General features: G+C 53.5%; 23 protein-coding genes. 13 read left to right on the top strand and 10 right to left on the bottom strand.

The annotated features are described in order from the left end of the window. Nucleotides 1-2: 2 nt before the first annotated feature. Genes I2D83_RS15060 through I2D83_RS15040 form a run of 5 tightly spaced genes read left to right on the top strand, consistent with a single transcriptional unit; the run spans nucleotide 3 to nucleotide 5,029 of the window. Nucleotides 3-1,403 carry a Fe-S-containing protein gene (locus I2D83_RS15060; RefSeq protein WP_205946833.1) on the top strand — a complete coding sequence of 467 codons (1,401 nt, stop codon included), beginning with the start codon at nucleotides 3-5 and terminating at the stop codon, nucleotides 1,401-1,403. A 2-nt stretch (nucleotides 1,404-1,405) separates the two neighbouring features. Next, nucleotides 1,406-2,695 carry an ABC transporter permease gene (locus tag I2D83_RS15055; RefSeq protein ID WP_181829493.1) on the top strand — a complete coding sequence of 430 codons (1,290 nt, stop codon included), beginning with the start codon at nucleotides 1,406-1,408 and terminating at the stop codon, nucleotides 2,693-2,695. Beyond that, a complete protein-coding gene (locus I2D83_RS15050) occupies nucleotides 2,685-3,824 on the top strand; it encodes an ABC transporter permease (protein WP_309545873.1) in 1,140 nt (379 codons plus the stop codon). Before I2D83_RS15055 ends, I2D83_RS15050 begins: the two co-directional genes overlap by 11 nt. A 4-nt stretch (nucleotides 3,825-3,828) precedes the next feature. Beyond that, on the top strand, nucleotides 3,829-4,545 hold the full coding sequence (locus I2D83_RS15045; protein ID WP_015839662.1) for an ABC transporter ATP-binding protein: 717 nt from the start codon (nucleotides 3,829-3,831) through the stop codon (nucleotides 4,543-4,545). Then, entirely contained in the window at nucleotides 4,532-5,029 is a 498-nt protein-coding gene (locus I2D83_RS15040) for a TlpA family protein disulfide reductase (protein ID WP_181844458.1), read from the top strand. The genes I2D83_RS15045 and I2D83_RS15040 overlap by 14 nt, the downstream gene beginning before the upstream one ends. A gap of 35 nt (nucleotides 5,030-5,064) precedes the next feature. Here I2D83_RS15040 and I2D83_RS15035 read toward each other — a convergent pair whose 3' ends face one another. Next, on the bottom strand, nucleotides 5,065-6,042 hold the full coding sequence (locus I2D83_RS15035; RefSeq protein ID WP_180777183.1) for a DMT family transporter: 978 nt from the start codon (nucleotides 6,040-6,042) through the stop codon (nucleotides 5,065-5,067). Between the two features lie 99 nt (nucleotides 6,043-6,141). Continuing rightward, entirely contained in the window at nucleotides 6,142-6,975 is an 834-nt protein-coding gene (locus I2D83_RS15030) for an AraC family transcriptional regulator (protein WP_205946832.1), read from the bottom strand. 360 nt (nucleotides 6,976-7,335) lie between these two features. On the opposite strand from I2D83_RS15030, the gene cbl reads away from it, so the two are divergent. Continuing rightward, complete coding sequence (gene cbl, locus I2D83_RS15025; protein ID WP_015839666.1) at nucleotides 7,336-8,289, top strand: HTH-type transcriptional regulator Cbl; 954 nt, start codon at nucleotides 7,336-7,338, stop codon at nucleotides 8,287-8,289. Here cbl and I2D83_RS15020 read toward each other — a convergent pair. Further along, complete coding sequence (locus I2D83_RS15020; RefSeq protein ID WP_180777182.1) at nucleotides 8,277-8,417, bottom strand: hypothetical protein; 141 nt, start codon at nucleotides 8,415-8,417, stop codon at nucleotides 8,277-8,279. The genes cbl and I2D83_RS15020 overlap by 13 nt on opposite strands. Nucleotides 8,418-8,783: 366 nt before the next feature. On the opposite strand from I2D83_RS15020, the gene gltP reads away from it, so the two are divergent. Continuing rightward, nucleotides 8,784-10,100 (top strand): glutamate/aspartate:proton symporter GltP, encoded by a 1,317-nt coding sequence (gene gltP, locus I2D83_RS15015; protein ID WP_015839667.1) that lies wholly within the window; start codon nucleotides 8,784-8,786, stop codon nucleotides 10,098-10,100. Between the two features lie 75 nt (nucleotides 10,101-10,175). Here gltP and I2D83_RS15010 read toward each other — a convergent pair whose 3' ends face one another. From I2D83_RS15010 to I2D83_RS14995, 4 genes are all read right to left on the bottom strand, one after another. Then, nucleotides 10,176-11,279, bottom strand: a complete 1,104-nt coding sequence (locus I2D83_RS15010) for an iron-containing alcohol dehydrogenase family protein (protein ID WP_205946831.1) — start codon at nucleotides 11,277-11,279, stop codon at nucleotides 10,176-10,178. A 117-nt stretch (nucleotides 11,280-11,396) separates the two neighbouring features. Continuing rightward, complete coding sequence (locus I2D83_RS15005; protein ID WP_181847510.1) at nucleotides 11,397-12,263, bottom strand: ABC transporter permease; 867 nt, start codon at nucleotides 12,261-12,263, stop codon at nucleotides 11,397-11,399. Continuing rightward, a complete protein-coding gene (locus I2D83_RS15000) occupies nucleotides 12,223-13,089 on the bottom strand; it encodes an ABC transporter ATP-binding protein (RefSeq protein ID WP_205946830.1) in 867 nt (288 codons plus the stop codon). Before I2D83_RS15000 ends, I2D83_RS15005 begins: the two co-directional genes overlap by 41 nt. Before the next feature lie 54 nt (nucleotides 13,090-13,143). Continuing rightward, entirely contained in the window at nucleotides 13,144-14,166 is a 1,023-nt protein-coding gene (locus I2D83_RS14995) for an ABC transporter substrate-binding protein (protein ID WP_205948201.1), read from the bottom strand. 319 nt (nucleotides 14,167-14,485) lie between these two features. Between I2D83_RS14995 and I2D83_RS14990 the strand changes: the two genes are divergently transcribed. From I2D83_RS14990 to cuyB, 6 genes are all read left to right on the top strand, one after another. After that, a complete protein-coding gene (locus tag I2D83_RS14990; protein WP_205948200.1) occupies nucleotides 14,486-15,508 on the top strand; it encodes a malate/lactate/ureidoglycolate dehydrogenase in 1,023 nt (340 codons plus the stop codon). 65 nt (nucleotides 15,509-15,573) lie between these two features. Beyond that, the gene (locus I2D83_RS14985) at nucleotides 15,574-16,587 is read left to right on the top strand and encodes a taurine ABC transporter substrate-binding protein (RefSeq protein WP_205946829.1); all 1,014 of its coding nucleotides are present in this window, start codon (nucleotides 15,574-15,576) and stop codon (nucleotides 16,585-16,587) included. A 6-nt stretch (nucleotides 16,588-16,593) separates the two neighbouring features. Next, nucleotides 16,594-17,367: an ABC transporter permease gene (locus I2D83_RS14980; RefSeq protein ID WP_205946828.1), complete on the top strand. Its 774-nt coding sequence runs from the start codon at nucleotides 16,594-16,596 to the stop codon at nucleotides 17,365-17,367. Beyond that, nucleotides 17,364-18,167 (top strand): ABC transporter ATP-binding protein, encoded by an 804-nt coding sequence (locus tag I2D83_RS14975; protein ID WP_205946827.1) that lies wholly within the window; start codon nucleotides 17,364-17,366, stop codon nucleotides 18,165-18,167. Before I2D83_RS14980 ends, I2D83_RS14975 begins: the two co-directional genes overlap by 4 nt. Nucleotides 18,168-18,188: 21 nt before the next feature. Next, nucleotides 18,189-19,202 carry a D-cysteate sulfo-lyase gene (gene cuyA / locus I2D83_RS14970; RefSeq protein ID WP_181829500.1) on the top strand — a complete coding sequence of 338 codons (1,014 nt, stop codon included), beginning with the start codon at nucleotides 18,189-18,191 and terminating at the stop codon, nucleotides 19,200-19,202. Further along, nucleotides 19,199-19,915, top strand: a complete 717-nt coding sequence (cuyB, locus tag I2D83_RS14965; protein WP_205946826.1) for a cysteate racemase — start codon at nucleotides 19,199-19,201, stop codon at nucleotides 19,913-19,915. Before cuyA ends, cuyB begins: the two co-directional genes overlap by 4 nt. Before the next feature lie 116 nt (nucleotides 19,916-20,031). Here the strand turns inward: cuyB and I2D83_RS14960 are convergent, their stop codons facing one another. The 3 genes from I2D83_RS14960 to I2D83_RS14950 all read right to left on the bottom strand — a co-directional run bounded on the left by I2D83_RS14960 (nucleotide 20,032) and on the right by I2D83_RS14950 (nucleotide 24,961). Beyond that, complete coding sequence (locus tag I2D83_RS14960; RefSeq protein WP_015839678.1) at nucleotides 20,032-21,372, bottom strand: anaerobic C4-dicarboxylate transporter; 1,341 nt, start codon at nucleotides 21,370-21,372, stop codon at nucleotides 20,032-20,034. Between the two features lie 876 nt (nucleotides 21,373-22,248). After that, complete coding sequence (locus I2D83_RS14955; protein ID WP_205946825.1) at nucleotides 22,249-23,244, bottom strand: sensor domain-containing diguanylate cyclase; 996 nt, start codon at nucleotides 23,242-23,244, stop codon at nucleotides 22,249-22,251. A 361-nt stretch (nucleotides 23,245-23,605) separates the two neighbouring features. Then, entirely contained in the window at nucleotides 23,606-24,961 is a 1,356-nt protein-coding gene (locus I2D83_RS14950; protein ID WP_205946824.1) for a TolC family outer membrane protein, read from the bottom strand. Between the last annotated feature and the right edge of the window lie 2 nt (nucleotides 24,962-24,963).

The following is a 24,963-nucleotide window of genomic DNA, read 5'->3' as shown; positions in this document are numbered from 1 at the left end:
ATATGAGTTATTTCTTTATCACGACACTTCAATCCTTCCTGCCGATAGCGCTATTGCTGGGGCTGAACTGGAGCCATCGTTCTACGCCGACGATCGGGCCGCTGAGCTGGATCACACTGCTGGCGCTATTCGCCGGTACGTTTATTGGCGTGCATTTTCCTAACGGGCAGGCGTTTTTGCTGGGGTTTACGGCGCTTCAGGCGCTTGCCTTGATCCTGTTTCTGATCTGCCAGTGTTTTTCCCACCTGCGTCTTGGCTATCTGTGGCAGGCGCTTCTGGTTGCAGGTTCGGCGGTGCATTGGGGCAACGATCCCAATTTGACCGCGCTGACGACCACCCATGTGGTGAATACCGATCTGCTGCTGAATTTCAGCGCCGTGGTGCTGGCATTTGGCTGGCTGGTGTTCTGTGCCGCACTGTGCGGCATGATTGTGCGCCGCATTCGTTTACTGCGTTGGCCGCTTCTTGCGCTGTTAGTCGCACTGCTACTGCTACCGATCAGCGGTAATTTACTGCTGTTGTTGATGAAATTACAGGTGCTGGGGCTCACCAAGCCGCGCCTGAGCTACGTGGCGCACGTTACCAACAGCGCGTATTTATTAAATTACCTCAGTGCATTGTTCATGGCGGCGTTGGCCGTGGGGCTGGTCTGGCCGCTGCTGCATGCGCGCCGTCAGATGCAGGCTGAGCATGAAGCGATTGAAAAGCGTAAGGCGACGGCCAGTTATCGCACAGTACGCCGCACGCTGCTGGCGACGGTCACGGCGCTGTTGGTGGTGGTGTTGGCTCAGCTCTATTGGGACAAGGTTGCGTCACAGCCGCCTCGTCTGTCGGAAGCACAGCCGGTGACGCTGGCGGCGGATGGCAAAGTACATATTCCGATTGAACAGGTACGTGATGGCAAGCTGCATCGCTTCGTGTGGATTGCCGATGACGGCAAAGCCGTGCGCTTTTTCATCATTAACCGCTATCCCGATCGCCTGCGCTTGGGGGTGGTGTTTGATGCTTGCCTGCTGTGTGGCGATCAGGGCTATGTGATGGAAGGTAATCAGGTCATTTGTGTTGCCTGCGGGGTGCATATTTTCATTCCTTCTATCGGTAAGGCGGGCGGCTGTAATCCGGTGCCGATTGAAGGGTGGAGCAACGACGATAATGAACTGGTGATTGGGCGCGCGTCACTGGCGGCAGGCACGAACTACTTCTCTACGGTGGTATCGATGGACGTCATCGATCCGGTTGATGGTTCAAAACTGACCAACGTGAACGCGGAGCATAAATATCGCTACGGCGGTAAAACGTACTTCTTCTCGTCGGAGGCCAACTATAACCGCTTCCGCGAAAGTCCCGCGAAATTTGCCACAGCCAAAGCAGCGGCAACTGGCGAGCAGGCTGAGGGGGAATAATCATGCTGTGGCGACTGTTACGTCAGTCCTGGCGCAGAAATATTCGGCGTAAATCGCTGGCGGTGCTGACCGTATTTTTGGCGGCGGGGTTGATCTCCGCGCTGCTGGCGGTATCCATCGACATCGGCGACAAAATGGCTCGCGAACTGAAGTCCTACGGCGCGAATATTCTGATTGAGCCCGCGGGGCAAGCGGCGCTGCCTGCGTTGTTTGGCGAACGCAGTAATCCGCTGGAAGGGCAAGACTTCCTCGACGAAGCCGAGTTGCCGAATATCAAAGATATCTTCTGGCGCAATAACATTGTCGGTTTTGCGCCGTTGTTGAGCGGTGATGTTGAGATCAACGGACAGCCGGTTGCGGTGCTGGGCACCTTCTTTTCTCAGCCTGTCGCCGTGCCGGACGAAGAGGACTACCGCACGGGACAAATGACCGTTAGCCCTTACTGGCAGGTGGCAGGACAGTGGCCGCGGGAGCCGGTGACGGTGGAAAATGTGGCGCAGACGCTAGTGGGAAAACAGCTGGCGGCACAAACGGGCTGGAAAGTCGGGGATAAACTCGCGCTGCACGGTGCAAAAGGGGACGCAACGGTAGAAGTGAGCGGCATACTGAGCAGCGGGGGTGATGAAGAAACCCGTTTGGTCATGCCGCTGGCAACGGTGCAATCGCTGCTGGGGCTGGCCGGTAAAATTCAGGCGATTCGTGTGTCGGCGCTAACCGTGCCGGAAAACGAACTGTCGCGGCGGGCGCGGGAAAATCTGGAAGCACTGAATGCCGAAGAATATGACCTCTGGTACTGCACCGCGTATGTCTCTTCGATTGCGCACCAGTTGGAAGAAGCCATTTCTGGCTCGGTGGTGCGCCCCATCTGGCAGGTAGCCGCCTCGGAAGGCGTGGTGATCGACAAGATCCAACTGCTTCTGGCGGTAGTGACCTTCGCCGCACTGGTCGCTTCTGCAATGGGAATTGCCTCGCTGATGACCAGCACGATTATGGAACGTGCCAAAGAGATTGGGCTGATGAAAGCGCTGGGTGCTCGCCAGTGGCAGATCATGCTGCTGTTTTATCTCGAAGCGGCACTGAGCGGGCTGGCCGGTGGGATCGCGGGCTGCGTCGCAGGCTGGGGATTGGCGAAAGCCATTGGCCTGATGCTGTTCGGCGTACCGCTGAGTTTCGCGTGGATCGTGATTCCCTGCGTATTGGTGATCTCGGTGTTAATTGCCATCATCGGAACGTGGTTCCCGGCGCGCCGGATTGCTGGGCTGTATCCGGTGGAGGTGCTGTATGGGCGCTAATAGCTGGATGAACAGCATGTTTTGGCGGCTGGTGTTCCGCGCGCTGCGGTTACGTATGCAACGCGTCAGCGTGGTGTTCGCGGCGCTGATGGTCGGGGCAGCGATTGTGACGGCGATGTCTGCCGTCTATTTCGATATCAACGCCAAGATGAGCCAGGAGCTGCGTACCTTCGGCGCGAATTTTTATATCGGCCCGGCGCGGGGCAATACGATCCCACAGAGTACGTTTCAGCCGATTATCGACAACGCGCCAGCTGGCTTGATCAATGCATCCAGCCCTTATCTGTACGGCATGGCGCGTACGGAGCTGGAAAAAGTGGTGCTGATGGGCGTGTGGTTCGAGTCGCTGCGACAACTGGCGCCGTACTGGCAGGTCACGGGTAACTGGATTGGTGTGAGCTTCGACGATCGTAATGCGATGATCGGGGTGAAACTGGCGCAGCGGCTGAACGTTAACGTCGGCGACAGCATCACGCTGGTGGGCGACGGCGGGAAACAGCGGTTACAGATCAAAGGCATCGTAGAATCCGGCGATGCGACGGACAACATGCTGATCGTCAATCTGGAGCTGGCGCAGAAGTGGCTGGATAAAGAAGGCGCGATCAGTAATGCGCTGCTGAGCGTCAGCAACGATCTGGGACAGGTCGATCGCTTCGCCGCCCAACTCCAGCAGCAGTATCCGCAATTGGAGATCCGCCCGATCCTGAAAGTATCGGCGTCGGAAGGCCAGGTGCTGAATAAAATCAAAGGGCTGATGGGACTGGTATCGGCGGTGATCCTCGTGCTGTCTTCACTGTGTGTCAACACCACGCTGATGGCTATTGTCGGGGAACGCGCGCGCGAGTTTGCACTACAGAAAGCGTTGGGCGCGAGCGGACGAGACATTATTCGGCAGATGCTGGCGGAAACCGGCATTATCGCGCTGGCGGCCGTGGTGTGTGGTTCGCTGCTGGGTTATCTGCTGGCACAGGTGCTGGGGATGGCCGTCTTCAACGCAACAATCTCGCTGCGTTTACCGGTGTTCCCGCTCACGCTGGGGCTATCGTTGCTGGTTGCTGCGGTAGCGGCGGTGGTTCCCACCCGGCGGGCGATTTATGTCGAACCGGCCAAAGTCTTGAAAGGAGAGTAGCTCGATGTCTGTAGAGGTGAATGTGCAGGAAAAGGCACAGGCAGCGGAGGCGGTGATTGAAACTCGCCAGCTCTATAAACGCTTTGGTCAGGTTACCGCGCTGGAGAACATCAATATCCGCATCGCGCGCGGCGAATTTGTCGCCATCATGGGCGCGTCTGGCTCGGGTAAAACCACGCTGATGAATATTCTCACCTGTCTGGATACGGTGAGCGAAGGACAGGTATTGCTGGATGGTGTCGACGCGGCTGCGCTGGACGAGGAAGGACGGCGTCAGTTTCGTGCTGATAAGATTGGGTTGGTCTTTCAGCAGTTCCACCTGATTCCGTTTTTGACCGCGCTGGAGAACGTAATGCTGGCGCAGCATTACCACAGCGTAGTCGATGAAGCGGCGGCGCAGCGCGTGCTGGATCAGGTTGGTTTGGCGCATCGCGTGAATCACTTACCGAGCCAGCTTTCCGGTGGTGAACAGCAGCGTGTGTGTATCGCCCGTGCGTTGGTGAACGAGCCTCCTGTGATTTTCGCCGATGAACCAACGGGAAATCTGGACGAAGAGAACGAACAACGCGTGCTGGATCTGCTGAAAGATCTGCACCGGCAGGGACGTACCATTGTCATGGTGACACACAATCCTGAGCTGGGGCGGTTTGCTGACCGCATTATCCGTCTGCAACACGGTAAGTATTTTGGTGAAGAGGTCAATCATCATGAAATGGCGTAACGGAATTACCGCGCTTTGCCTACTAGGCGTTGTCGCGCTGAGCGGCTGTAAGGAAGAACAGGTGAGCGTTGGGGCGCAGGCACCAGCACTGGCGGCCTACGATTTAGCCGGCCAGCAGGTGGATTTGTCGCGCTGGCAGGGGAAAAGCGTGTACCTGAATTTCTGGTCATCGGGCTGCGGCGGCTGCATGGTGGAAATGGGCGCGCTGGAGAAGCTGAGTCAGGAGTATGGCGATAAAGTGGTGGTGGTCGCGGTGAACACCGATCCTGACGGCGTGGATATCACGTCAATGCTGGCGCACCATAACGTGACCTATCCGGTGGTGCGCGATCAGTTGGGCATTACCAAAGAGCGTTATCAGGTCAGCGGCACGCCGACCTCATTTATCATTGATGCCAATGGCAAGGTGACCGATCAGCATCAGGGGGCGAGAGATGAAGCACAACTGACCGCGCTGTTCCAGAAGCTGGCAAGCCGGACATAAAGGCCGGCTATTTTCACAGCATGTCAGGCGTGCGTTTACTCTGTCCGTGAAACCGGCACCGGGACGGCGACCACCACAGGTTCCGGTTTCACCCGCATGGCGTAGATCACACCGACAATCAGACAGCTGATGCCGCAAAGCGTCAGCAGCGGTGGCCAGGATTGCCGGATGATGAAGGCGTAGGCCAGCCCCGCCAGCGTTTCAAACACAATCAATGGCCCTACCAGCACTGTCGGCAGGCGCTGGCTGGCTTCATTCCAGCACAGCGTACCGATCCATGAGCAAAACAGCCCAATCGCAATCATCAGCGGAATAAAAACTTCAGGTCGCGGGCCGAACGGCTGCGTAAAGGTACTGTCCGTTAGCGCCAGATGGCCGCATACCAGCAGATAGCCCAGCAGAGCCAGCGGTAGCGTGACCAGCCCTTGTGCCGTGGCCCAGGTGGTCGGCGTATTATCTTTGTGGTCGCGGAGCCAGCGGGCGTTGCGCAGCGGATACCAGGTCCAGCAAATGACCGCGCAAAATGCCATCGCAATGCCGCTGGCATAGCGCCATAAATCGAATTCAACGGTCGTTCCTTTCAGTTCCGCAATGTTGACGCAGACCAGACCGGCCGCAATCAGCAGCAGCGAAGGCAGCAGCCGACGCCAAGCCACGCGGCCATCGTGCTTGCTGTACAACACATTGGCGGTAACGGAAATCACCACGGGAAGGGTGCCGATAATCATCGTCGAGATCGGCGCGCCAGTACGCTGGATGGCGCTGGCGAGCAGGAAGTAGTACAGCAGATTACCGATAACCGTGAGTTTCGTGGCTTCCAGCCAGTCGCGACGGGTTAACTGACGCAGACGACGGCGATCGAGCCACGCCAGCGGTAAGGCAATCAGTCCAAAGGCCAGATAGCGTCCGGTGGACTGCAAGGCAGCAGAATAGTCCGGTACGATCAACGGCCCAACGAAAATCAACCCCCACATGAGGCCGGCGGCTAGCGCAAATAAAACACCGATTAACATGATAAACCCATTTTTTCACAATAGTGCATCGCGCCAGTCTAGGGGGAGTCGGCGGTGAATTATTGTAGGATATTGCTGTTTATTATCCGAGGGAGGAGGTTAACGCCGAACCGGATAAACCTGCTTTTGGTAGCGAATGGGCGTGACGCCATAGCGCTGAGCGAAGGTGCGTGTCAGATGTGCCTGATCGGTTAGCCCGACGGCGATGGCGACATGAGCGGCCGCCATACCGCGCGTCAGCATCTGTTTCGCCTCATACAGCCGAATTGCCATCAGCATCTGGTGCGGCGTGACGTGATACTGAGCTTTGAACTGGCGCAGAAAATGATATGGGCTCAGGGACACCAGCGCCGCCAGATCTTTTAAGGTAACGGGATGAGCGAAGTTCTCCCGCAGGTAGGCTTTCACTACATCAAAGCGGTGCAACGGTTCAATCATCTGGCGTTGCGCGATGTGTGCATGTGGCCGGAAAAGTTCAATCAACGACAGCAGCAGGCTTTCACTCGCTAACGGGTCGGTTGTCTGCCACATCGCGGCCAGCGTCATCGCCAACTGACGTGCCGTTGCGGGATCGTGGCGCACGACATCGGTAAACCACCAGCCTTTCTCACCGGAGACGTTCTCCAGCACATCGGGCGGGATGTAGATCATGCGATAGCGCCAGCCGTCTTCCGTCGCTGATTCCCCCGTATGCAGTTCATCAGGGTTCATCAACACGAGTGAATCGACAGGCGCAATATGCTTGGCGCCACGGTAGCGGAATTGCTCTGCGCCGTCGTCAATGGTGCCAATACCAAACGCCTCATGCGTGTGTGGTTCAAAGGCATAACGGCAGATGTGCGCGTGATAAAGCTCAATGCTGGGCAGCGTCGGCAAATGCCGGAACTGGGCATAGTCTCTCTCATCGGTAAACTGTTCCGGTACACCCTGCATGTTGTCACCTTGTCTCTCATCCTGATTTCCATCATAGCAGCGATAGCACGTCAGCTTGAAGTCGTGTGGCCTATTTAGCGTGAGCGGAAATGCTGAAAAAGCGGATAAAAACGCTGGGATAAATAGATCAGAAAGGCATAAATCATAGCGAAATGGTTGATTGACGGCGCGCGCGTGACAAAAGTAGCGTTGTCTAACTTTTTGATTTTAAAATTTATGTCTATTTCTTGTTAGGTAAGGCTGTGCGGCAGACATACCGTTAGTATAAAAAAATATAATCAACTCCATTTGCTTATTTGTTCTGGCTCTCATTACTTGCATCAATATTGCTATCTGTAATAAAGGACAAGGGAGTGAAAGGTGAACTTTCAGCAACTGAAGATTATTCGTGAATCAGCACGGTGCAATTACAACCTGACCGAGGTGGCGAATACGCTGTTTACCTCTCAATCCGGCGTGAGCCGCCATATCCGCGAGCTGGAAGAAGAGCTGGGGATTGAAATCTTCATTCGTCGTGGCAAACGCCTGTTAGGTATGACCGAACCGGGAAAAGAGCTGCTGGTGGTGGCGGAGCGCATTCTGAATGACGCCAGCAATATCCGGCGGCTGGCGAATGTTTTCACCAATAACGATACCGGCCAGTTGGTGATCGCGACCACGCATACGCAGGCGCGTTACAGCCTGCCGCCGGTGATTAAAGCCTTCCGTTCTCTGTACCCACAGGTGCGTCTGGTGCTGAATCAGGGCACGCCGGATGAGATCGTGGCGATGCTCCATTCCGGTGAAGCGGATATCGGTATTGCCAGTGAGCAGTTGATTAACGATCCCTCGCTGGCAGCGTTCTCCTACTATCGCTGGCACCATTCCGTCATTGTGCCGGAGGACCACCCGCTGACGCAGGAGCGGGTTATTACCCTAGAGATGCTCAATGCGGAGCCGCTGATTACCTATCGTCAGGGAATTACCGGTCGCTCGCGTTTGGATCGTGCGTTTCAGGCGGTGGGGATGTCACCGGATATTACGCTGAGCGCGCAGGATTCGGATGTGATTAAAACCTATGTTGAGCTGGGGCTCGGCGTCGGGATTGTGGCCGATATGTCATACGATCCCGCGCGCGATACCGGGTTGGTGCGGTTAAATGCCGAGCATTTGTTTGAAGCGAATACGGTCTGGCTGGGGTTAAAAAAGGGTCAGTTACAGCGTAACTATGCCTGGAAATTTATTCAGCTGTGTAACACGGAACTGTCACTGGATGAGATTAAAGATAAGGTGTTCTCGGATAACGATGAAGCGGTGATTGATTACCAAATCTGAGTAACAGCATCGTTTCCTAACCCAATGCCCAGCCAGCGTTTTTTCTGGTTGGGCTGACATTTTCCATTCGATTTCGCCGCGATTTCTTGTAGCGCGATGCCTGCCGTTTTCTGGGCTCGATTCAGCATAAATATGGTTTATCGTGCCGACAATCTGCTTGATCTGATCGTGCTGGAATAGTAGCATTCCTGCCATAACAATAACTTATGTCTGTATTTTTATTAAGTGATACAAATACTTGTGCGTTTTTATTGAATAATTATGTTAACGGTTTTTGTATCATTTTAGAAAAATTACCCTAAATCATTCGAGCGGCAGGATAAAACGTGTGCGTTTTGAACCGCGCGTATGCAGCTTGCAAGATGCGGGATAATCCATCAGACATCCTTCTCAATAGTCAGTCACCTCCACGTTGATTTTTTCGGTTCGCATTGCGCCGGAGTCGCGCTAGCGCCATGTTTGTGATGGCGGGGAGTTTAAAACGGAAAATGACGATGAAAACACAAAAAATCAGCCTTGCCTGGCAAATCCTTATCGCGTTGGTTCTTGGTATTGCACTCGGTGCCGTGCTGCATGAACAACAAGAAAGCCGCCAGTGGCTCATCAGCAATATTCTTAGCCCTGCGGGCGACATCTTTATCCGCCTGATTAAAATGATTGTTGTCCCGATCGTGATCGCCACATTGATTGTCGGGATTGCGGGTGTAGGGGATGCTAAAAAGCTTGGGCGCATCGGCTTCAAAACCATTCTCTATTTTGAAATCATCACGACGGTGGCGATTATCCTGGGCATCACGCTGGCGAACATCTTCCAGCCAGGCCACGGCATTGATATGTCGACGCTGACCGCTGTGGATATCTCGCAGTATCAAAAGACCACCGAACAGGTGCAGAGCGGTTCGCACAGTCTGGTGGGGACGGTACTGTCGCTGATCCCGCCGAATATCTTCGCGGCGATGACTCATGGTGACATGCTGCCGATTATTTTCTTCTCCGTGCTGTTTGGTTTGGGGCTCTCTTCGTTGCCGAAAGAGCATCGTGACCCGCTGCTGAACGTCTTCCGCGGCGTGTCGGAAACGATGTTCAAGGTGACCCACATGATCATGCGCTATGCACCGGTTGGGGTATTTGCGCTGATTTCCGTTACGGTTGCCAACTTCGGTTTTGCGTCGCTGTGGCCGTTAGCCAAGCTGGTTATGCTGGTTTACGCCGCGATTTTCTTCTTCGCGCTGGTGGTGCTCGGCATCGTCGCTCGGCTGTGTAAGCTGCGTATTACGATGCTGATCCGCATACTGAAAGATGAACTGATCCTCGCGTACTCTACAGCGAGTTCAGAAACCGTGCTGCCGCGTATCATCGAAAAAATGGAAGCCTATGGCGCACCGAAGTCGATTACCAGCTTCGTCGTACCGACCGGCTACTCTTTTAACCTCGATGGCTCGACGCTATACCAGAGTATTGCGGCGATCTTCATCGCGCAGCTTTACGGTATTGAGTTGTCGATTGGGCAAGAAATCGTGCTGGTGTTGACGCTGATGTTGACGTCCAAAGGCATTGCCGGCGTACCGGGTGTGTCATTTGTCGTGCTGCTGGCTACGTTGGGCAGCGTCGGTATTCCGCTGGAAGGTTTGGCGTTCATTGCGGGCGTTGACCGTATCCTCGACATGGCGCGTACCGCGCTGAATGTGGTAGGGAATGCGCTGGCGGTGCTGGTCATCGCTAAGTGGGAACACCAGTTTGATGAGAAAAAAGCACAGGCCTACGAGCGCGAAATAAAGGGAATCAGTACGCAGCCTGCCCAGCAGGGATAATGCCGGAAAGAAAAAGAGAAACGGGTGCATCGGTTATTCGATGCACCCGTTTCCATTTTGAAGGGTGATTATCAACTAGGCCGCGTGGCTATTTATCACACCCGTTTCTAACGTTTGCGTGCGCCACAGCGCCTGTTGGATTCGTTCGACATCTGTGGCGAAAGGCAGTCGTGAGGCAATTTTCGGTGCGATTTTCACGTGCTGCACGATGTTTTCCACTAGCTGTGGGCGTTCGTTCAGACCGAGAGCGCTTAGCGTTATCGGGCTGCCGTAGCGACGCAGTTGGGAGAAGAGTTCTTCGCGGTCAGCATCGTTATCGTGTTCCAGAAAGGCCTGTGCGGCCAGACCAAAACCGACTTTCTCACCATGCAGCCAGTCGTGCAGCTCCGGCAGGCGCGTCATGCTGTTGTGAATGGCATGGGCAACGCCAATGCGTGGCACCTCATCTTTCATACTGTTCGCGACGCCCGCCAGCGCGATAACGGCATCGATCACACGGCGCAGCGTCGGCGTGACCAGACCTTGCTCGTTATCTGCGATGGCCTGTTCGCCATACGTATTAAATGTTTCCACAGCCAGCTTCGCCGCCTGTGCTTTAAGCGCTAATGCCAGCCCGTCATCGCCGTGGCGCAAATAAGGTTGGAATTCATACCACTTCGCCAGCGCATCCACGATACCGGCTTTGAGATAACGCGAAGGGCTGTGAGCGATGATCTCGCTGTCCACCAGTACCCACACCGGTAACCGCGTCAGCGGAAAGGGGCCGTTGTGCGCACCGCTGTCGCTGTATATCACGCTGATCGGTGACCAGGCGGCGCAGGTAGCGGCAATGGTGGGGACGGCGATGACGGGCAACTGTCCCACAATGTCGCCGACGGCTTTGGCGACATCCAGCACACGCCCGCCGCCAATGCCTAAAATCAGTTCTGCGTTGAAGGCGCGCGCCTGTGCGGTCAGCGCCTCGATCGCGGGTTTGGTGCAATCACCCGGCAAAAATTCGACCTGGTAGCGCAAGCCGTGCTCATTGAGGCTGCGTTCGACAGCATCCGCCGTCGTTTTCCATGCCTGTGGACTGGTAATAATCAGTATGGTGTTGGCGTAGGGAGCCGCATAGTCACCAACAGAACGAATGACGCCGTCACGATTCAGATAGGTTTGTGGCGCTTGTATTGCAATCATGTTCGCGATCTCTCATCTCTGTGGGAAAAGACAAATCAGTTGTAACAGCGATATCGAGCGCCGCAAAAGAACAATTCTGGTTATCAATGGCTAGATTTCGCATAACCAGAATGACGTTTAGCGCTGCATTCCCCAGCGTTTCACTGTGATCTTTTCGATGGTGGAAAACACCAGCCCTTCAACCAGCAGCCCGATGATGATGACGGACGCCAGCCCGGCGAAAACACGGTCAGTATAAAGCTCATTACGGTTCTGGAAGATGTACCAGCCCAAACCGCCATTGCCGCTGGATGCGCCGAAGACCAGTTCAGCGGCGATCAGGGTACGCCAGGCAAATGCCCAGCCGATCTTCAGACCGGAGAGAATCGACGGCAGCGCAGCGGGGATCAGGATGGCATTGATATAGCGAAAGCCTGTCAGGCCGTAGTTGCGACCTGCCATACGCAGCGTTTCCGAAACACCGAGAAAGCCGGAATAGGTATTCAGCGCCATCGGCCACATCACGGAGTGGACGAGAACGAAGACCAGACTCTTTTCTCCCAGTCCAAACCACAGCAGCGCTAACGGCAGTAACGCAATCGCAGGGAGCGGGTTGAACATGGAGGTTAGGGTGCCTAAGAGATCGCGTCCGAAACGGGTGGATACCGCCAACGCGCTGAGGGCCAGTGCCAGCAGGCTGCCAATGACATAGCCTTTTAGCAATGTGCCGAGGGAAACCACCATCTTATGCGGCAGTTCGCCGCTGGCGAGATCGTCACGAAATGCCTGAAAGGTTTGCAGGAAACCCGGCAACATCAGATCGTTGTTTTGCCAGCGTGCGGCGAACTCCCACAGCAATAGCAGCCCTGCCAACAGCACCAGCTTGCGAATCCAGGTCTGATTCCACAGGCGCGTGGTCAGCGGTAGAGGCTGGGTCAGTGTGAAGTCTTTCAGCGGTGCCAGTTCACGCTGATACTCGGGCCGCACGGGGGGCTGTATGCTCATAAGATTTACCTTGCGTAGAGGTGACGGGTGAAGGCACGTCAGTATCAGTTGGAAAAAGAAGATGGTGAATACGCTGTGCGGTGGTTTGAAAAGCTTCACTGCCCTGGTCGCTCAGCGCGAACTGATGGCAGTTGATTTCCGCTCGCACACGACCCGGATGGGGGGAGAGCAGCAAGACCCGGCTGCCGACGATCAGCGCTTCTTCAATCGAGTGGGTGACAAACAGCAGCGTGAAGCGCACCTCTTCCCACAGCGCCAGCAGTTCTTCCTGCATTTTGCGTCGGGTCAGCGCATCCAGCGCGGCGAATGGCTCGTCCATGAGCAGCACTTTCGGCTGCATGGTCAGCGCCCGCGCGATGGCGACGCGTTGCTTCATTCCACCGGATAACGTATGCGGATAGGCATCGGCAAATTTCGCCAGCCCGACCTTATCGAGAAAATAACGCGCGCGTTCCTCGGCTTCGGCTCGTGTTGCCTGACGGCTGGCAACCAGCGGAAATAGCGTATTTTCCAGCACAGTTTTCCACGGCGGCAGCTGATCAAATTCCTGAAAGACCATGATGCGATCCGGGCCCGGACGTGCGACTGGCTGACCCTCAAGGCGGATTTCACCGTCTACCGGAGACAAAAAACCGCCGATAGATTTGAGCAGGCTGGATTTACCACAGCCTGAAGGCCCTAAGAGTACAAAGCGCTCGGCGGGAAAGACGTCGAAACTCACATCATGGGTGGCGCGAACCAAACTGCGACGGGTTCGGTATTCCAGTCCGACGCCATCAACCTGCAACAGCGGCTGGGCGACGGTATCGTGGGAGTGGTGTGTCATATTGTTCTCCTGCGTAGCGACGAGATGCTTGTCGAATGGGGTCATGCTGACCGCTTAGCTACCCGGTTGGTCGTGGATTTCAGCAAAGAAATAATCCTTCCAGGAGGCGGCTTTGTTTTTCAGCACGCCAAGCTGTTGCAACTTTTCGGCATAAACGTAGGTGCGTTCTGGCGTGATAGTGAAATCGATTTCGGGATCGGCGACGATACGTTTGACCAGTTCAGGATCCAGCTTCGATTTTTCTACCCGAATATAGGTTTCTGCCGCCGCGACTTTATCTGCTTTGATAATCTGGGACGCTTCTTTCAGCGCTTCATAGAAGGCGCGGTAGGTTTTCGGATTTTCATCATGGAATTTCTGCGTGGTGTAGAGCACGTTGAACGTTGCCTGACCGCCCAGTACGTCATAAGAGCTTAGGATCTTGTGCACATTGGCATGTTCCAGCGCCTGATATTGGAACGGTGGGCTGGAAAAGTGTGCATTGATTTCGGAACCCCCTGCGATCAGCGCCGCGCTGGCATCGGGATGCGGTAGGCTGACAGAAATCTTATCGAAACGTTTGAAATCTTCCGCGCCATAGAGCTTCGCGGTTTCGATTTGCAGCGTGCGAGACTGAAAACCTACACCTGCCGCAGGCACGGCGATACGGTCTTTATCGCTCAGATCGCGGATAGATTTCACTGCTGGGTTATTACTGAGTAAATAGTTGGGCATCGAACCGAGCGAGGCGATTGCTTTCACATTCTGGCGACCCTGTGTGCGATCCCATACGGTCAGCATTGGAGGAACCCCGGCGGAGGCCACATCCAGCGCGCCGGATAGCAGGGCTTCGTTAATCGCCGTCGCACCAGAAAGTGTGCGCCAGTCTACCTTGATATCCAGGCCCTGCTGCTTACCGTGCTTCTCTATCAGGTTTTGGTCGCGCACCACATCCAGAATCAGGTAGCCAATGCCAAACTGCTGCGCAATGCTGATGCTGCCTTCCGCACTGGTGCCAAAGGCCGTTAGCGTCAGGCCGATCAGGGCAGCAAGGCGTGTGAAACGTGTCGATTTTTTCGCGGGGAGTGAGTGATTCATCATTGTTGTCTCATTTTTAATAGTAATTGAATCGGCAATAAAGCAGCTCAGAGCCATCATTTATTATTTCAATAAAGAATACGTAATAAGGGAGGTGTGAAAGAAGGCATCCTATTTTCTTGGCGTGTCGCTGATAAAGTGTTTTTTGGAATAAGTTAGAAGAAAGGCGATTTTAATTGGTGCTGAATAAGAGAAAACAAGTAAATAACCGCCTTAGCTAAATATTCGCTATAGATAGTCTTATTTGTCAGTTATGGATAAAAATCTGCGCGTTATAGTGGCGACAATGTTAATTGTCATTCTTTATACCGAGAAAAATATGCCTGTCTTTACTCATCATTATTTACGCGATTATTTACGTGACCGCCTAACAGAGAATGACGTCGATGCATCAATTGCAGGAACGGTGGCGGATAATCTCGTTGAATCCAGCCTGAAAGGGCATGACTCGCATGGCGTCAGTATGTTGCCGCGCTATATCGACGCCATTCGGGAAGGTGGGCTTTCACCTCACGCACAGGCGGAGAAAACGCTGGACTTCGGTCCGCTCATTTCGTTTGACGGGCAGCAGGGCTTCGGGCAGGTGGTCGCAAAGCAGGCACTGACGGAAGGCATTGCGCGTGCGCAAACGCACGGTCTGGCGGTGGTAAGTTTAGCCAATGCACACCATTTGGGACGTATCGGCGCGTGGGCGGAACAGGCCGCAGAAGCCGGGTTGGTATCGCTGCATTTCGCCAACGTGTATACCAAACCGGTGGTGCTGCCGTGGCAGGGTCAGCAGGCGCGCTTCGGGACGAACCCGTTTTGTGCAGGGATTCCGGTTGAACAGGACGATCCGGTGATTCTGGATTTTGCTACCAGCGTGATTGCAGGTAACAAAGCGCGTATCGCCTGGAACGAGGGCAAATCGGTCGCGCCCGGCTGTATCGTCGATAACGAAGGTAACCCGACGGTCGATCCTCGCTGGCTGATGGAACAACCCTTGGGCGCGCTGTTGCCGTTTGGCGAGCATAAAGGATCGGGGCTTTCGCTGGTTTGCTCTTTACTGGGTGCGGCGCTGACCGGTGGGAAAACCGAGCGCACGGCGAAAGGCGAGGGCAAGCAGATTATTAACAGCATGCTGTCGATTTTAATCGATCCGCAGAAATTAGGCGGTGCGGCCACCTATCAGCAGGAAATACCTGCGTTATTAGAATGGGTGCGCCAATCCCGCGATGATAATGAATTATTACTGCCGGGCGATAAAGAAAAGCAAACCTATCGCCAGCGGCAGGAGAACGGTATTTTTGTCGATGATGTCAGTTGGGGACAACTCTCTTATTTAAATAAAAAAGTGGCCTGATGTATTAATTAATTATTTATTAACTTACTTAACTGATTTTTTATTTAACGCTATAGGGAAAAGTAATGAAAAATAGATTGAGTGTTGTCGGCGTCAGTGGCTTGTTATTAATCACGACATCTGTATTGGCGGCGGAAAAGCATCCTGATGAGGTGCGCGTAGCCTACAGTGGCGGTTCGCAGGTATTAGTCTTAGCTAAAGCCGATGGTTCGTTGCAAAAAGCATTGGGTGCGCCAGTAAAGTGGGTGCAGTTTGCTTCTGGTGCTGATGCGCTGAATTATTTTGCCAGTAATGCGATAGATATCGCCAACTTTGGTTCCAGCCCGGCGACAGCCGGTATTGTCAGGAAACTGCCGGTGGAGATCGTCGGTGTATCTGGTGTGATCGCCACGTACGAGCGTCTGATTGCCAAGTCTAGTATCGCCACGCTGAAAGATATCGAAGGTAAGCGTGTCGCCTATCCGCCAAATTCCACAGCGCAGTACGCGCTGGAAGCGGCAATCGCGGTGAATAAACTCGACCGCAGCAAGATTACCCTTATTCCGCTACGTCCGGCTGAGATGGTGGCGGCATGGAAGCGTGGCGACATTGATGCAGGCTACGTCTGGGCACCATTCGCGCAGGAGCTGGAAGCATCCGCCGGGCATGCGATTTTTGCGACCAAAGATCTGCAAAAAGATGGCTATCTGATTTACAACAACTATGTGGTTAGAAAGGCTTTTGCCCAGCAGTACCCTGAAACGGTGGCGCGCTTCCTGCGCGTACACCAGTTGAAAGTGGATGAGTTCCGTCAGGATCCGGAAAAAGCGGCGGCAATTGTGGCAAAAGAAGTCGGTGCGCCTGTTACGACGGCAACCAATACGCTGTCAGGGCTGGAATACCCCACGCTGGAACAGCAGGCGACGGCACAGTGGCTGGGTGACGGTAGCAACACCGATCGCAGCGGTATCGGTCAGGCAGTCGCAAAAACGGCGCATTTTCTGGAGAGTATCGGCGAAGTTCGCCAACGCGATATTCCTGCATCGTTCGCCGACTCCATTAATTCCTCTTATCTGAAGCAGGCTGTGAAAGGGAATTAACGGGTCGTGAAAAGAACGTCTTATGTATTATTGAGTATCGCGTCTGTGGCGGCGGTGCTCGCGTTGTGGCAAGTGGCGGGCGCGAAGCAGTGGGCCGATCCGCTGCTGCTACCGCCACTGTCAGATATCATCCTGACCGCTGGGGAACTGGCGCAGGATGGCTATCGGCAGGTGCCGCTATGGGAGCATATTGCCGTCAGCGTCGCTCGGGCGCTAAGCGCTTTCAGCGTCGCCATTATTCTTGGTGTCCCGCTTGGGCTGTTGATGGGGCTATCGCCTCCGATTGCTGCCGTTTTTAATCCTTTCGTTCAGTTTCTCCGGCCACTGCCTAAAATCGCACTGATCCCGCTGGCGGTAGTCTGGTTGGGAATCGGTGAGGCATCCAAATTTTTCCTGATCTTTATCGCGACGTTTCTCAGCGTCGTTGTGGGGGCTTGTGCCGCTGTTGAGCGCGTGGAACGTTCCCGTATCCGCGTCGCACAAACGCTCGGCGCCAGTCGCCGACAGATCTTTTTCCACGTCGTTTTGCCCGATACGCTGCCGGAATTATTTACCACGGTGCGACTGGCTATTGGTATCGGTTGGACGTCCCTGATTGCGGCAGAAATGGTTGCTGCCACGTCGGGCATTGGCTGGATGGTCATGAACGCCAGCGCTTATCTGCGTACCGATATCGTTATGTTGGGCATTTTATTATTAGGCGGCATTGGCTATGTGCTCGATCTGTTATTGGTTGGTGCACAGCGCGTCTTCGTGCCGTGGGCGGGGAAATCATCATGACAGAATCTTCTCAGCCCGTTGCGCCACACATTGTTGTGGAGCGCGTTAGCCTCACATTTCCGTCACAACGCGGCCCGCTAACGGTGCTGGATGACGTTTCTCTCCAGATCGCTAAAGGTGAATTTGTGGTGCTGCTGGGTCCTTCCGGCTGCGGCAAATCCACCATTCTCAATATGATCGCCGGTTTTGAAGCTGCCGATAAGGGACGCGTACTGTGCGGCGATGAACCTGTTCGTCGTCCGGGCCCCTCGCGCGGCATGGTATTTCAGCAGGCCAACTTATTTCCCTGGCTCACCGTGCTGGAAAACGTGACGTTTGGACCACGGATGCAGGGCGCAAATAAAGCCCTGCTTCAGCGTGAAGCAGAAAATTATCTGGCACTGGTCGGGCTGGAAGGATTCCAACAGCACTACCCCTGGCAACTCTCTGGCGGAATGAAACAGCGGGTGGCACTGGCTCGTGCCTGGCTGCCGAACCCTGAGGTGTTGCTGATGGATGAGCCGTTTGGTGCGCTGGATGCACAAACCCGTTTGATGATGCAGGAACTGCTGCTATCTGCCTGGCAAAAAACCGGCACCACGCTGTTATTTGTCACCCATGACGTGGATGAAGCGCTGTTCTTGGCTGACCGGGTATTGGTGATGTCCGCGCGTCCCGGTCGTATTGCAGAAGCGATCCCACTGCCGTTTGGCCGCGAAAGAGACATTGAAACTCTGGCACAGCACCCTGACTACGCCGCCTTGAAGCAGCGTATTTTACATCGCGTTCGTGAAGAAGCGCGTCGTCACCTCAATCTGTAATCCGAATTTCAGGAGACTATTATGCACCTTGCCCGATTCCCCCGTTTGTCACTGGGCCATTTTCCTACACCGCTGGAGGCACTGCCGAATCTGTCTGCCTATCTGGGCGGGCCGACGATTTATATCAAACGCGACGATGCGACAGGACTGGCAACGGGTGGGAATAAAACCCGCAAACTGGAATTCCTGTTAGCCGATGCGCAACAGCAGGGCGCGGATATCATTATCACGCAGGGCGCGACGCAGTCTAACCATGTACGGCAAACCATTGCGGCGGCGACAAAGCTGGGGCTGAAAACCAAAGTACTGCTGGAAAAGCGCGTGGAGGACTACGGCGAAGACTACCAGCGTTCCGGCAACGTGCTGCTGGATCATCTGCTTGGCGGTGAAATTATCGATCATCTGCCCGCTGGAACGGACATGCAGCAGGCGATGGAAACGCTGGCAGAATCGCTGCGCAAAGAAGGATTGAAACCTTATGTCATTCCCGGCGGCGGCTCCAGTCCGGTCGGCGCACTGGGCTATGTCGCCTGTGCGGAAGAGTTGTTGTTTCAGTCCAGCCAGCAGCGCCTGCGCATCGATCATATTGTGCATGCGACGGGGAGCACGGGTACGCAGGCGGGATTGGTTACCGGGCTGGCGGCGACGCATAGCCAAATTCCCCTGTTAGGCATCAGCGTCAGAGCGCCGAAAGCGAAGCAGGAAGAGAATGTTTACGCATTAGCGCAGCGCACCTGGCAACTGCTCGGTATTCCGGGTGAGCTACCGCGCAGTGCTGTGCAGGTGAACAGTGACTACGTTGGCAAAGGGTACGGTATTCCAACCGAAGGAACGCTGGAAGCGCTCAGGCTGCTGGCACAACTGGAAGGGATTCTGCTCGATCCGGTCTATTCCGGCAAAGGCATGGCGGGGCTGATCGATCTGATTCGTCAGGGACATTTTCACGCCGATGAAAACATTGTCTTCATCCATACCGGTGGGTCAGCCGGACTGTTTGGTTACCGTCAACTGTTTGAACAGACGGCCGCACAATGAGTTCGCCGCTGATTGGTGTGCTGGGTGGCATGGGGCCGCTGGCGACGGTCGATCTGCTGCATAAAATCATTGAAGAAACACCAGCCAGCCGCGATCAGGATCATGTGCCAGTGGTTGCCTGGACTGTGCCGCAGATTCCAGACCGCCAGCAGGCATTGGCAGGAACGGGCGAATCACCGTTGCCGATGCTTTTGCATGCCGTTCGGCAGCTTAACCGCTTGTCGGTCAGCCATATCGTGGTGCCGTGCAATACGGCACACCACTGGTTTGATGCGCTGGCGGAGGAAAGCCATGCGCCACTGGTACATATTGCTGATGCCACGTTGCACGCTATCACACTGCCTGCGGAGGCAAAGAAAGCACCGCAAAAAATCGGGCTGATCGCGACTCACGGAACGCTTAATGCTGGGTGGTATCAGCAGCGTTTTGCCGCGCAGTTAGGGGCTGAAACCGTGGTGCCGGACGAGCAGGAAATGACGACACTCTTCGTGCCGGGATGCTATGCGGTAAAACGCGGAGAATTACAGCACGGTGGACGCTTGCTGGATCAGCTTGCCGCACGCCTGGTAGCACGAGGTGCGGAACGTTTAGTGCTGGCCTGCACGGAAGTGCCTCCTGCACTGGAGACGGTATCATCACGCTGGCGAGATATCAGCATCGATCCGACACGAGCATTGGCACAGGCTTGCGTTCGTATTTGGCTGCAAAGATAAAAAACGCATAGTGTGTTTTTCAACGTCGCTGGCGACAGCCCGTGAGTGGTGTACCGGAGGGCACGGCATAAAAAAGCCGCCCATTGCTGGACGGCTTTTAGGTATAAAGAACCGAATTACAGGAAGCCGTACATCGCGGCAAACACCCAGCCAAAGATACAGGAGGTGGTTACGCCAATGAGTCCCGGCAGAATAAAGCTGTGGTTAATAACGAAGCGGCCAATTTTGGTGGTGCCGGAGCGGTCAAACTGGATAGCCGCCAGATCGCTTGGGTAGGTTGGCAGAATGTAGTAACCATAGCAGGCTGGTGCAGAGGCCACGATATACGCCGGATCCACGCCAATAGCCAGCGCAACGGGGACAATGGCTGCCAGTGCCGCTGCCTGCGAGTTAACAAACTTCGATACAATCAGCAGGATAATAGCGTAAGCCCAGGGATAGACTTTCACCAATGAACCGAGCGTTCCTTTGATCTCTTCCAGATGTGCGCCGAACATGGTTTCCGCCATCCAGGCGATACCGTATACCGCGACGATGGCTATCATCCCAGAACGGAACACTTCATTCTTCGAGATGGATGACGGATTGGTTTTGGTCGCAATAATGATGATGGCGCCAGACAGCAGCATAAACATCTGAATGACCAGCACCATCGACAGTGGCTTACCGGCAAAGACCGGACGCAGTTGTTCAACAGCCCCCAAAATTGCTACCGCAGCGATGGTTGCCAGAAAAATCCACATGGCGATCCAGTTGCTGCGTGGCAATTTTCTATCTAACAGCGTAGCGGTATCGCCATACACGTACTGTTTGTTTTCTGGATCGGCGATGAATTTCTGGAAATCCTCATCCTTATCCAGATCTTTACCGCGGAACCAGCTGAAAATCCCAATCGCCAGAATGCCCAGCAGGGTAGAAGGGATGGTAATAGACAGCAGGTCGAGGAATCCCAGATGCTTACCCTGGAAGGTGAAGTTAGCCAGCATGGCAACCAGCGAGACAACCGCAACAGAAACCGGGCTGGCGATAATCCCCATTTGTGCGCCGATTGAACTGGCAGCCATTGGCCTTTCAGGGCGGATATTATTCTTGATGGCAACATCATAAATAATCGGCAGGATGGTATACACCACGTGACCTGTACCACACAGGATCGTCAGAACACAGGTGACGAAGGGGGCAATAATCGAAACGTATTTCGGATTACGCCGCAGCATACGTTCCGCGATTTGCAGCATGACATCCAGCCCGCCCGATGCCTGAAGCGTTGCCGATGCGGCCACCACGGCAATAATGACCAGCATGACATCGACGGGAGGTTTACCCGGTTGCAGTTTAAAAATAAAGACCAGAATAACAAGTCCAATCCCGCCTAATAAACCCAGCGCGATTCCGCCTTTTCGTGCCCCGTAAAAAAGGCAGATCAGGACAATGACTAATTGAATGATGAAGTCCATAGTAGCCCCATTGCATTGCTTTTAAGATGAACTAATTAGTTAGAATTAAAATAAGTGAGTTTTTACTGCGGGTACTATATGGACGGGTTGTTATTTATTTTCTTGATCTAAATCTATTAATTTTTATCTTTGCCTGCTTTCCTGAAAATAAAAGATCTCGCTCGCAATAATGGATATTTATTACTTTCTTTAGTTATTTAAGTGTGACTTTAATTTATTAAAAATCACTTTATGCGCAAGTTGGCGAAGTTGTTAATGGATGGAAGGGTGTTTTTAAAAGTGATTAAATTATTGTTCTTATTTTGTTGTGTCTTGTTTTCTTTTATTTCTTATTTTCGTTAACGATTGCTGTAAGAAATCATACCTTGCTGTCACTTCAGCTACCTCTAATGAGGTATTTTTCCCTATTCTGTTGTTTTTAAATGATTAGTTTGAAAATGGAATAATGACTCCCTTTTTGGTAATGAAGTCAATGTCAGACTAGAATGGAATTGTCGAAAAATAAAAAATAGCAGCTATGTCATCGCCATTCACTTCAGGAATATAGCTAACTTATTTTCTGATATGTTTGCATTAGATGTGAAGAGGAGAAGACTCGTTATAGTGTAATTGGTTATTAATAGAAAATTTCTATAAATTTTTTAGAATATCTGAATGCCGAATATTTCCTTTCCAAGGCTGAATATCGACCATATCAGCATGTCGTGATCAACTAAGATTTGTCACCGATTTGGCGTTTTTCCTGAACCGCTTGCTTGCATAGTGGCTGCCTTGGCATAAACAGAAGATTAACATGCTACTTGAGTTTAACGCAGGGGCAGCCATGAGTTTGTCATGTGACCACTATGGTAAAATGGTTATACTTGCTTATGTTTTTCAGCGAGAAAGCATGTTTTTTCCATTTAATTTTGCCTGATACAGCGCCAGATCACCGCGATGTAGAAAATCAATTGGCCTTTCATCTTTGCGCCACTGGACGACCCCATAGCTAAGTGTCAGTTGGTGATCGTCAATGGGTGCCATACGGCTCATCGCGTGCTGTATCGCTATCGATGTTTGCCATGCTTCCTCTATTGAGGTTGATGGCAGTACAATGACGAATTCATCTCCTCCCCAACGAGCCAGACAGTCCTGTTCACGCAAACAATCCTGAATGCATGAAACGACGTTAATCAATGCCGCATCGCCTCGGATATGCCCATGCTTATCATTTATCAACTTGAAATCATCGACATCAATGAAAATCAAGGATAAGGAATGGCGAAAGCGAGCGGCTCGCTCTACTTGTTGCTCAAGGATCCTGTCCAGAGCGTAGCGGTTGGCGGTTTGCGTTAACGCATCGTGCTCTGCCAGTTCTCTATTTTTATCCAATTGTTTCTGCAACAGCTGATTTACTTTGGATAACTCTAAAGTGTGTTCTTCTATGAGTTCTTCCAGAGAATGATTTTTCCACTCCAGGGCGAACATCAACTGCTTAGCTGCATCAATATTGGTTTGCACCCCTAGCATCCGTGCCACTGAATTATCATCATTACGCACGATAATATGGGCACGATCTTCTATCCAGATATATTGGCCATTCTTGGAACGGCACCGGTATTCAATTCGGTATGACTCATGCTGATTAATACACGATTCAAAATGAGCCATCACACGGGCATAGTCATCTGGATGGATAAGTTCTTCCCAGGTTTTAACCGTATTGGGAAGTGAGTTGAGAGGATAGCCAAACATTGTATACCACCCCGGGCTACGATAGACATAGCCTGTATTAGCATCCCAGTCCCAAACACCATCACTAATCAATTCCAGTAAGGTTCGTACTTGTTGTTTACTCAACGGCAAATTTTTCGGGAGGGGGTCTGCACTCATCGATACAACCTCTAACTACACTGGCCAGGATAATAATGTAGGCATTATGTTACTCACTGTCGATAAATCGCAATCACAAACGCATACAGCAATATAGAGGGGGCGGTATGCGTTAAGCGTATCGCCATATGAGCTAACGGCCTGCTTCGAAAGACCGTATGAGTCGACGTGGAGAAGGTCATGACAACGCAGTTGCAGAAAGTTTTTCCCCGCTTTTAACGCGAGAGAAGATAAAGAAAAGGGGATCTGGAACGTGAGAAGAATCCCACTGCGGTATCGGCATACTTCGACTGAGCCGACGCCGGTAAATGGATAGGAACAGCCGTATTATCAACATTTCGGAAGTGTCTATAAACGTTATCTAGCTATGCACGAAATAGGTCGCTAACTGACGCAACGTCTGCTCGTCCAGTGTACCGGCGTAGTAACGCAGCTGTAGCCAGGCCGTCAGCCAGGTATAGCGTGCTTCGGTCAGATCGCGCCGTGCACCGTAGAGCTGCTGTTCAGCATTCAGTACGTCAAGATTCACGCGCTCTCCACCTTGAACGCTCTTCTGTGTGGCGGTAACCAGTGCCAGCGCTGATTTTTCCGCCAGCTCATAGGCACGGATTTTCGCCTGACTGCTGGTGACCAGATTAAACTGGCGACGCAGTTCCGTCTGTATTGTCGCCGTCTGTTCGTCCTTTTCCCGCGCCGTTTGCTGATAGCGCTCCTGCGCCTGACGCGTTGCGGCAGAGACACCACCACCGGCAAAAATCGGTACGCTGACGCGGATGCCAATCGATCGCGTATCGTATTTCTGGTTGTAGCTGTTTTCGGTGTCTGATTGCGTATTGCGCGTGCTGGCGACCAGTGTGACCTGCGGCAGGTGACCCGCCCGGTTACGCTCAATGCTGTATTTCGCCACGGCCAGCGACTGGTTTAGCGCTAATAGCTGAGCGTTGTGGCGTACCGCCAATGATTGCCAGTGCTGGTAGCCTGCAGGCTGAAGCGGTTGCGGCATAAAGCGTGGCGTTAGCGTCGCAAGCTGATCCACACCAACGGGCATCCCCAGCAGAGTCTCCAGTTCACGCATGCTGATATCCAGATTGTCCCGCGCTTCGATGAGCTGCGCTTCCGTCAGGTTGACCCGTGCTTCGGTTTCCAGCATATCCGTGCGGGTGCCTTCGCCTTGCTGAAAGAGGCGTTGATTCAGTTGATATTGCTCGCGATAGGCGCGCTGCTGAGCCTGAACCAGTGTAATCTGTTCACGGCTAAACAGCACGTTGGTGTAGGCCTGAAACAGACGTACCAGCAACTGCTGGCTGGCATCGCGCAACTGTTCGTCGGCCAGCACGGCGCTGGCTTCACCCTGTTGATAACGCGACCATGCCGCGTAGTCGATAAGCGGCTGTTGCAGGGAAAAGCTGGAGACGCGGCTGGTGTAATCCCGTTCCGACTGTTGGCCACCCGTTGTAACGGTGGAGTCGTTACGCGACTGGCTGTAGTCATAGGTGACTTTCGGTAAGAGTCCGGCGCGCCCGATATTCTTTTCTTCGCTGTCGGCATTACGCGCATGCACGGCAGCCTGAAAAGCCGGGTCGTGGGTTAGTGCATGCTGCCAGGCTTCCATTAATCCCAGTGCCTGAGTCGGTGCGCTGTAGAACAGCGTGAGAACAAGGGGGATGGCATAACGGGAGCGGATTGCCGCGCGATAAACGGATGAAAGGCGCAGCATGA

Source organism: Pectobacterium aroidearum, assembly GCF_015689195.1.
GTDB lineage: Bacteria > Pseudomonadota > Gammaproteobacteria > Enterobacterales > Enterobacteriaceae > Pectobacterium > Pectobacterium aroidearum.
Note: the sequence above shows the minus strand (reverse complement) of the source record. Positions and strands in the feature narration are given on the sequence as shown.